Annotated in this window: 7 protein-coding genes; 4 read left to right on the top strand and 3 right to left on the bottom strand. The window is 67.3% G+C overall.

Annotation, left to right across the window (positions count from 1 at the left end; genetic code table 11):
* Positions 1 to 78: 78 nt before the first annotated feature.
* On the bottom strand, positions 79 to 534 hold the full coding sequence (soxR, locus tag ABNQ38_RS14315; protein WP_377807633.1) for a redox-sensitive transcriptional activator SoxR: 456 nt from the start codon (positions 532 to 534) through the stop codon (positions 79 to 81).
* Positions 535 to 697: 163 nt separating this feature from the next.
* On the opposite strand from soxR, the gene ABNQ38_RS14310 reads away from it, so the two are divergent.
* Positions 698 to 1,888, top strand: a complete 1,191-nt coding sequence (locus tag ABNQ38_RS14310; protein ID WP_377807632.1) for an HPP family protein — start codon at positions 698 to 700, stop codon at positions 1,886 to 1,888.
* Positions 1,889 to 2,032: 144 nt separating this feature from the next.
* Here the strand turns inward: ABNQ38_RS14310 and ABNQ38_RS14305 are convergent, their stop codons facing one another.
* A complete protein-coding gene (locus tag ABNQ38_RS14305) occupies positions 2,033 to 3,040 on the bottom strand; it encodes a zinc-dependent alcohol dehydrogenase family protein (protein WP_377807631.1) in 1,008 nt (335 codons plus the stop codon).
* Between the two features lie 116 nt (positions 3,041 to 3,156).
* Between ABNQ38_RS14305 and ABNQ38_RS14300 the strand changes: the two genes are divergently transcribed.
* Positions 3,157 to 4,029 (top strand): LysR family transcriptional regulator, encoded by an 873-nt coding sequence (locus ABNQ38_RS14300; RefSeq protein ID WP_377807630.1) that lies wholly within the window; start codon positions 3,157 to 3,159, stop codon positions 4,027 to 4,029.
* Positions 4,030 to 4,175: 146 nt separating this feature from the next.
* Here ABNQ38_RS14300 and ABNQ38_RS14295 read toward each other — a convergent pair whose 3' ends face one another.
* The gene (locus ABNQ38_RS14295; RefSeq protein WP_377807629.1) at positions 4,176 to 5,105 is read right to left on the bottom strand and encodes a replication protein RepA; all 930 of its coding nucleotides are present in this window, start codon (positions 5,103 to 5,105) and stop codon (positions 4,176 to 4,178) included.
* Between the two features lie 880 nt (positions 5,106 to 5,985).
* On the opposite strand from ABNQ38_RS14295, the gene ABNQ38_RS14290 reads away from it, so the two are divergent.
* Entirely contained in the window at positions 5,986 to 6,969 is a 984-nt protein-coding gene (locus tag ABNQ38_RS14290; RefSeq protein WP_377807628.1) for a cation diffusion facilitator family transporter, read from the top strand.
* A 352-nt stretch (positions 6,970 to 7,321) separates the two neighbouring features.
* Positions 7,322 to 8,632, top strand: a complete 1,311-nt coding sequence (locus ABNQ38_RS14285; RefSeq protein ID WP_377807627.1) for a hemolysin family protein — start codon at positions 7,322 to 7,324, stop codon at positions 8,630 to 8,632.
* The last annotated feature ends 8 nt before the right edge of the window (positions 8,633 to 8,640 follow it).

Raw genomic sequence — 8,640 nt, 5'->3', positions numbered from 1 at the left:
CGCCGCGCCGGCTTCACCCCTTATTTTCGTATGGCCGCCAGTTTTAATGTGGGACAGCCGAACGGTCAGGCCGGGAATTCAGGCCGGATCCAGCAGCCGCGGGCCGGCCCCGCCGTCGCCAAGCTCGTCCCACGGGTTGCGCAAGGGACAGTCGCGGATCGACAGGCAGCCGCAGCCGATGCAGCCGTCCAGATTGTCGCGCAGCTTGGTCAGCTTGGCGATGCGGTCGTCCAGCTCCTCCCGCCAGCGCTCCGACATGCGGCGCCAGTCGGCGGTGGTCGGGGTGCGGTCCTCCGGCAGGGCGTTCAGCGCGTCGGCGATGGAGGCCAGCGAAATGCCGAGCCGCTGCGCCACCTTGACCACAGCCACCCGCCGCAGCACGTCGCGGGAGAAGCGGCGCTGGTTGCCGGGATTGCGCCAGCTCCGGATCAGCCCCTGCGCCTCATAGAAATGGATGGTCGAGACCGCCACGCCGGACCGGCGCGCCACCTCCCCCACCGTCAGATCCTTGTCGTACTCCTCCGGCGACAGCATTCCGGCCCTCCCCTCTCCTGCAACCCTCCGTCCCGCCAGTCTGGCGGCTTTTCCGCTTGACCTCAAGTTCTGTTGAGGTTTTAGCCTGCCCCGACTTTGCCGCAGGAATGGGCAAAGTGCCGGTTGGGCAATCAGATATTTGGACCAGGGGAATGGGGACCGAATGACCAGGGGAAAGCTTGCCGCCCTGCGCGAGCGCTTGGCGGGCTTGGGTGCGGTGGTGTTCCGGCCGATCCTGCCCGGCGCCACGCTGCGCGATCGCATGATCGCCTGCTGCGGCGCGCTGCTGGGCATTGCCGCGACGGGGCTGCTCTGCCGCAACATGCTGGACTTCATGTCGAGCGCGCCGGTGCTGGTGGCGCCGATGGGGGCGTCGGCCGTTCTGCTCTTCGCCGTGCCGGCCAGTCCGCTGGCCCAGCCCTGGTCGATCATCGGCGGCAACACGCTGTCGGCCATCGTCGGGGTGCTGGTCGCCGCCGTCATCCCCGACCCGATGCTGGCCGGGGCCGCGGCGGTGGCGCTGGCCATCGCCACCATGTCGCTGACCCGCTGCCTGCATCCGCCCGGCGGCGCCGCCGCGCTGACCGCGGTGCTGGGCGGGCCGGCGGTGACCGAGATGGGCATCAAGTTCGCCTTCTTCCCGGTTGCGGTGAACTCCATCCTGCTGCTGACCGCCGGGCTGATGTTCCACCGGCTGTCCGGCCACCGCTATCCGCACAAGGCGGTCAACACCCACCGCACCAACGATCCGCCGCCGCAGCTGCGCCCCGGCCTGACCCAGGGCGATGTCGACGGCGCGTTGCGCACGCTGGCCGAGACGCTGGACGTCAGCCGCGACGACCTGGGCGCCCTGCTGGTCAATGCCGAGCTGCACGCGCTGGAACGGCTGCATGCCGACATCACCTGCCGCGAGATCATGTCGCGCGATCTCGTCACCGTCACGCCGGATACCCACCCGCAGGTGGCCCGCGCCCGGCTGCTGGAACACGGCTTCCGCACCCTGCCGGTGGTCGATGCGCAGAATGCCGTGGTCGGCATCGTCGGCCACGAACAGCTGTCGCACGGCGACGCCCTGCACCATGGATCGCGGGTCGCCACCGTGATGGCGCCCGCGGCGACCGAGTTGCCCGACACCCCGGTTTTCGCTCTGCTCGGCCGACTGTCCGACGGCCGCACCCACGATGTGATGATCGTCGACCAGAACCGGCGCGTGCTGGGGATGATCACCCAGACCGACCTGCTGGTGGTGCTGGCCCGCACCGCGCTCGCCCGCGCGGTGCAGACTGGGGTCGATGGGCTGAACGATGCCCTGCCCCGCGGTTACCTGCGCGACGTGACGGCCGGGCGGGCATAAAGGCTTGGTCACGGGACCCGCCCCCTTCGCAATCCGGGAGGCGGACGGCTCATTGTCCTGTCCCGGACGGGGCGCGGGAGGAAAATCGCCGCCGTAGGGTCCCCAACCGGCTCGTTTGAACTCTGGTGACGGCGGCCCGTGCGTTCAGGGGGCAATCTCGACGACGATCTTGCCGCCGGCACTGCCGTCCGTCACGGCCGCATGCGCGTCGTCGATCCGGTCCAGCGCAAAGCGCCGCGGGTCAAGACGGGGCAGCAGCTTGCCGGCTTCGACCAGGGCGGCAGCGCGGCGCAGAATTTCACCGTGATGCGGCATTCCTTCTCCCGTCAGCAGGGGCAGCAAGGTGAAAACACCCGAATAGGTTGCCGCACGGAACGAAAGCGGCGCCAGCGCATGCGTTCCCCAACCCAGGCAGCTGACCACATGGCCGAAACGCCGCACCGCCTGGAACGAGGCATCGAGCACCGGCCCGCCGGCCGTGTCATAGACCAGATCGAAACCGCGGCCCTGGGTGTGACGGGCGACGTAGCCTTCGACCGTTTCTGTCCGGTAATCGATGGCGATGGCTCCCAGCTGTTCGACGAGCGCCAGCTTTTCCGCTGATGCCGTCGCCCAGACGGTCGCACCGAACGCGCGGGCGATCTGAACCGCGACATGGCCCACGCCCCCGGCCCCGCCCTGGATCAGAACCGTCTGACCGGCTTGGACGTTGGCACGGTCGACCAGACCTTCCCAGGCGGTGATGGCGATCAGCGGCAGCGCCGCAGCCTCCCGCATCGTCAGGTTCGCCGGCTTGTGCGCAAGCAGGTCGGCCTGGACGGCGGCATATTCCGCCAGCGAGCCCTGCCGGCCGCCGACGCCGCCGATCATCCCATAGACCTGATCGCTGGGCTTGAAGGCGGTGACACCGGGACCGACGGCAACGACCTCGCCCGCCAGATCGATGCCGAGAATGGCGGGCAACGGATGTTTCGCATGTGCCGCGGCGCCGGCACGGATTTTGGTGTCCAACGGATTGACCCCGCTGGCGGCGATGCGGACCAGCACCTGACCGGGCCCGGCCACCGGCCGCGGGATATCGGTCAGCCGGAACGGGGCGCCGTATGCCTCCAGCACCAGCGCCCGCATCGTCTCTGTCTGCTCCTGTGACATGGTCTTGGTCCTCCTTGGGGACATCTCGTGGTTACTGGCTGATAGACTGTCCCCAACGAGCCCGTTTGAAAAACAACGATACTGTCTGAAGTCCATTCATTTCTGTATGATGCGGCATGGAGTGGAGCGACCTTCGAATCTTCCTGGCGATTGCCCGCGAGGGCACGCTCGGTGCGGCGGCGCGGCGGCTTGGACAGAGCCAGCCGACCATGGGACGTCGTTTGCGCGCGCTGGAGGAGGCGGTCGGCCACACGCTGTTCCAGCGGACAGGCGACGGCTTCGTGCTGACCGACGAAGGGGCTGCGGTGTTCCGCCATGCCGAGCGGATGGAAGAGGAAAGCCTGGCACTGGAACGCGAGTTGGCCGGGCAAGGCGGACGGCTGGAAGGCAGCCTGCGGCTGTCGTCCTCGGACTGGTTCGGCCTCCACCTGCTGACGCCGGTCATCCATGAGTTCACGAACCGTCATCCCGGGGTGACGGTGGAACTGCTGACCGAATCGCGGTTGCTGAGCCTGTCCAGGCGCGAGGCCGATCTGGTGTTCCGCATCCGTCCGTTCGACGAGCCGGACGTGGTGCAGCGCAAACTGACCCGGATCGACTATGCGCTTTACGGGACCGCAGGGAGCCGGATGCCGAGCGCTGGCGACGGTGCGGGATGTGCGTTGGTCACCATGGATGCCGCCTTCGGCGACATGCCGGATGTCGCGTGGCTGCGGAGGATGCTTCCGAACGCCCGCATCGCGTTTCGCAGCAACAACCGCGACGTTCAGGCCGCCATGGCCGTTTTCGGCGTCGGATTGGCCGTCCTGCCGCGCCCGATCGGCGATGCGCTGGACGGATTGCGGATCATCGACCTCGGCGAGCCTCTACCCGGACGGGATGTCTGGATCGGTTACCACCAGGATCTCCGTCGGCTGGCACGGTTGCGCGCCCTGGTCGATCTGGCGGTCGAGCGTTTTTCGCAGCCGCCCTCCCGGCCTCTGCCGTAGCCTCAGCCGGTTGGCACTCCACCCGTCCCGGTGTCCAGCCATCCTGCAACGGATAGGCTCGTCTGACGCAGGCCGGGGGTGGAGCGTCACCAGAGTTCAAGAATCGGAGCGGTCCGCGTCACCAAAGTTCAAGAATCGGAATGGCATCAGGCGATGCGCGCGACCACCCGCTCGTTGATCGGCGGACGCGACGGGTGGAGGATCAGACCTTCGCCCGATTCCTCGACACGGGCGTCCGGATAGGCGGCCATGGCGTATTTCAGATTCGGGATGAACTTCGTCTTGAACTGGCGAACCAGAGCATAGCCGGCGCCGAACTGGCCATGCAGTGCCGCCCAGGTGATCGGTGTCGGCTTGTCCAGCGAATGCAGGCGGTAGGCCAGCCAGATATAGACGTCGAGCGCCATCGACTTGCCGCTGATCGCCTTCAGCGCCTCTTCCGCCACCGGCACCGGGTGCTCGCGCAAGGCCTTGAAGAAGCTGTCGCTGAGCCGCACCGTCTCGGTGAACAGGGTGCCCTGGCGGTCGTCGGGCCGGCGCAGCTGGATGGCGTCGGCGACGATCGATTCCTTGCTCTGCCGCCGGCCGCCGTCGGCGTCGGTGAAGAAGGTCAGGTGGCAGGCGGACAGGCGCGCCGCCTGATCCTCCACGTCACGATAGGCCTTGCCGCAGATCGGGATGTCCATGCGCTTCAGCCAGTCGTGCATGGAGCCGCCAAGCTCGACCTCCGGATTCCCGGTCTGAATCGCACGGGTCTGGAGATAGAGCAGAATCATGCGGGCCCGGCTGCCGTAGGGAACGCCGATTCGGCGGGTGACGCCGCTGCGGTCCTCGATCACGCCGGGCTGGATGACCAGCTTCACCTTATGGCCGGGCCGTTCCCAATGCTGGTCGTCGGGAAGCTGGCGGTGCGGCAGCGCGGTCTGGCAGAATCCGGCATAGGTGATGCCGAGCTTGCCGTTTTCCGCGGCCTGGACCGCCGCGGCGATGTCGATCAGCGGCCGTTCCTCGTCCGAAACGAGGGCCAGCGCGCCGTCGCGTCCGTGTGTCTCGATCAAACGATGAATGCTGCCCATGCCGACCTCCAGCTTTTGGCCATCATGACCGTCCTTGTGACGGGCCGATGACCGAACCTGCCAGATACAACACCCCGGATCGCGCCGAAGGCAATTTGAACCTTGGTGACGCAGGCTATTTGGAACCTATTTGAAACCAACTATTAGATTCGTCACCAAAGTTCAGGGGATAAGTCCGAGTCGCGTCACCACAGTTCAAGCCAGGCGTCACCAGAGTTCATGGGGAAGAATCGGGCGCCAGTGGACGAATCGCGGCAGGGAACGGGCCGTTCGCTTGAACCTTGGTGACGCTGGCCTTGTCGATTCGAGGCCGGAGTCGGCCTTCGCCGCCTGCGGAGCGTCACCAAAGTTCAAGGATTCCAGGCAGCTGGGATGGGCGGAATGACGGGCTGCGCGCCGCCTGTCCGGCCCGCTGCCTGTTGAAGGTCATGCCCTTTCCGCCATCCCCGGGAAGGCGGGGATCCGGGCAAATTCCCGTCAAGTTGTTGATTTGAATAGAAACATTCCTTTGCGGCACCCGTGGAGGAGGTGAGGCGACGTTCGCTCCGCCATCCGTCATCGCTTCCCACAGTCCGGGCGTCACCAAAGTTCAAACGCCAGATCGAGTCGGTTTCGAGCCGAGTCGAGGCCCGGAGCGTCACCAAAGTTCAAACCCTGCAAGCGCCCAGCGTCACCAAAGTTCAGGAGTCACGCCGAGTCGGTCCGGCTGTCGGCGTCACCAAAGTTCAAACCCGGACCGGTCCCGTGCCCTCGAAGCGTCACCAAGGTTCAGGACTCTGGCCGCCAGGGAACCGGGCGCCGGGGAACAGGCGGAGCGTGGCGGAGTTTCCTTGCCCTGGGGCCTGACTGGCCGGAGGGGGGCGACAGGATGCGGGATACCATGGCTGAAACATCCGGGGCCGAAACATCTGGTGCGGCATCGGCGGGGGGCAGGGAAGACGGGGAGTCGGGGAAGGTCGTCCTTGCCGCCATCGCGGCCAATCTGGCGATCACCGTCACCAAGTTCGTCGCGGCGCTGATCACCGGCAGCGCATCGATGCTGAGCGAGGCGGTCCATTCCCTGGTCGATACCGGGAACGAGGCGCTGATGCTGGTCGGGCTGAAGCGGTCGAAGAAGCCGCCCGACGAGCGCCACCCCTTCGGTTACGCGCGCGAGCTATATTTCTGGACCTTCGTCGTGGCTCTGGTGATCTTCGCCGGCGGTGCGGTGGTCTCCATCTATGAAGGGGTGGAGAAGATCCTTCATCCGCAGCCGGTGGAGTCCGCCTGGATCAACTTCGTCGTGCTGGGCGTTGCCTTCGTGATGGAGGCGATCAGCTGGGTGGTGGCGCTGCGCGCCTTCAACGCCGACCGCGGCGAGGCCGGCGTGTTCGAGACCGTCCATGCCAGCAAGGACCCGACCGTCTTCATCGTTTTGTTCGAGGACAGTGCCGCCCTGGTCGGGCTGGTCATCGCCGCCGCCTGCCTGTCGGCGGATCTGCTGCTGGACCAGCCGGTCTATGACGGCGTCGGGTCGATCCTGATCGGGCTGGTGCTGGCCGCCACCGCCGCCTTTCTCGCCTATGAGACGAAGAGCCTGCTGATCGGCGAGGCCGCCCGCCCCGACCTCGTGCGCGGGGTGCGCGCCCTGGTGCGGGAGGAGGAGGCGGTCGACCATGTGAACGAGGTGCTGACCATCCATCTCGGCCCCAAGGTGGTGATCGTCAATCTCAGCCTGGATGTGCGGGACGAGGTCAGCGCCGGTGAGGTGGAGCGGACGCTGGCCCGCATCGAACGCCGGGTGAAGGAGCGTTTCCCGGAAATCCGCCGCGTCTTCACCGAGGTGCGGGCGGCAGGCGACCGCCCCAACCTTGCAGACGGCTGAACCTTGCAAATGGCCGAACCTTGCAAACGGCTGGACCGACACCACATGCCGGGCGGAGCGCAATCAGGATGGAGCAGCCCTGCCCGGCAGGCGGGGACCCGATGAACACTTCGCCAAGCGGCCCCAGATGGCCGCGGGGGATCGGATCTCCGGTCGCCCGCGGCGTAACCATATCTTTCTGCATGAGCGATCCGGTCGCTCCCATGCTGCCCGGCCTGGTGCATGGCCCGACCGATGCCTGACGCGCATTACGCTGCCGGCTCTTCTTATCCTCACCTGTTCTGTCGAACGCGGGGTGCCCCAGGCGCCGGCCGCGCGACGACTCATGCCCATTTTTCCAAGGAATCCTTCGATGCTCTCGTTTGAGATCGCCATCATCGTCGCGTTGACGCTCCTCAACGGGGTGTTCGCCATGTCCGAACTGGCGGTTGTCTCCTCGCGCAAGGCCCGGCTCCAGCATCTGGCCGACCAGGGCGACCGCGGCGCCCGGACGGCGCTGCAGCTGATCGAGGAGCCGGGCCGCTTCCTCAGCACCGTCCAGATCGGCATCACCCTGGTCGGCGTCGTCGCCGGCGCCTATGGCGGCGCCACGCTGGGCGACCGGCTGGGCCAGTGGCTGGACGGCTTCCCCGCCCTGGCCGGCAAGGGCGAGATCCTCGGCGTCGGCGGCGTGCTGGTGATCATCACCTATCTGTCCATCGTGCTGGGCGAGCTGATCCCGAAGCGCATCGCCCTGAAGAACCCGGAGCGGATCGCCGCCCTCATCGCACCGCCGATGCGCGCGCTGTCCCGCATCGCCGGCCCCTTCGTCTGGCTGCTCGGCGCCTCCACCGACCTGCTGCTGCGGCTGCTCGGCCTGCATGGCGCCCGCGAGGAGACGGTCACCGAGGAGGAGGTCCGCTCAATGATCTCCGAGGGCACCGAGTCGGGCGTCTTCGCCCCGGCCGAGAAGGAGATGATCGACGGCGTGCTGCGGCTGGCCGACCGCACGGTGCGCAGCATCATGGTCCCCCGCCCGGACGTCGCCTGGCTCGATCCGGGCAAGCCGCAGGCCCAACTGCTGGAGGCGATCCGCAGCTTCGGCCATTCCCGCTATCCGGTGTGCCGCGGCACGTTCGATGAGCTGGTCGGCGTCGTCCACACCCGCGACCTGCTGGGCGCCGTCGTCCAGGGCAGCCCCTTCGATCTGGAGGCCGGGGCCGCCAAGCCGCTGGTGGTGCATGACGGCACGCCGATCCTGAAGCTGCTCGACCTGATGAAGAACTCGGGCCACCATCTGGCGATGGTCGTCGATGAGTATGGCAGCATCGAGGGGCTGGTCACGCTGACCGACATCCTGGAGATCATCGCCGGCGACCTGCCGGAGGCTGGCGAGGCGGTGGAGACCGCGGCGATCCGGCGCGAGGACGGTTCCTGGCTGGTCGAGGGCTGGATGCCGGTGGACGAGTTCGAGGACACCGTCGGCGTGCGCGGCCTGCGCGATGCCGGCGACTTCCACACGCTGGCGGGTCTGGTGCTGCACCGTCTGGGCCATGTGCCGCAGGCCGGCGAGTGGTTCGAGTGGAACGGCGTCCGCTTCGAGGTGGTCGACATGGACGGGCGCCGCATCGACAAGGTGCTGGTGATGCCCAAGCTCGAGCAGCCGGCCGACGCGGAGGAGTGAGGTCCGCC

It is taken from the genome of Azospirillum sp. A29, from assembly GCF_042604625.1.
Lineage (GTDB): Bacteria > Pseudomonadota > Alphaproteobacteria > Azospirillales > Azospirillaceae > Azospirillum > Azospirillum palustre.
Note: the sequence above shows the minus strand (reverse complement) of the source record. Positions and strands in the feature narration are given on the sequence as shown.

Coding starts and splice junctions, on each gene's coding strand:
- soxR (WP_377807633.1), bottom strand. CDS start 534: ATGCTGTCGCCGGAGGAGTACGACAAGGATCTGACGGTGGGGGAGGTG.
- ABNQ38_RS14310 (WP_377807632.1), top strand. CDS start 698: ATGACCAGGGGAAAGCTTGCCGCCCTGCGCGAGCGCTTGGCGGGCTTG.
- ABNQ38_RS14305 (WP_377807631.1), bottom strand. CDS start 3,040: ATGTCACAGGAGCAGACAGAGACGATGCGGGCGCTGGTGCTGGAGGCA.
- ABNQ38_RS14300 (WP_377807630.1), top strand. CDS start 3,157: ATGGAGTGGAGCGACCTTCGAATCTTCCTGGCGATTGCCCGCGAGGGC.
- ABNQ38_RS14295 (WP_377807629.1), bottom strand. CDS start 5,105: ATGGGCAGCATTCATCGTTTGATCGAGACACACGGACGCGACGGCGCG.
- ABNQ38_RS14290 (WP_377807628.1), top strand. CDS start 5,986: ATGGCTGAAACATCCGGGGCCGAAACATCTGGTGCGGCATCGGCGGGG.
- ABNQ38_RS14285 (WP_377807627.1), top strand. CDS start 7,322: ATGCTCTCGTTTGAGATCGCCATCATCGTCGCGTTGACGCTCCTCAAC.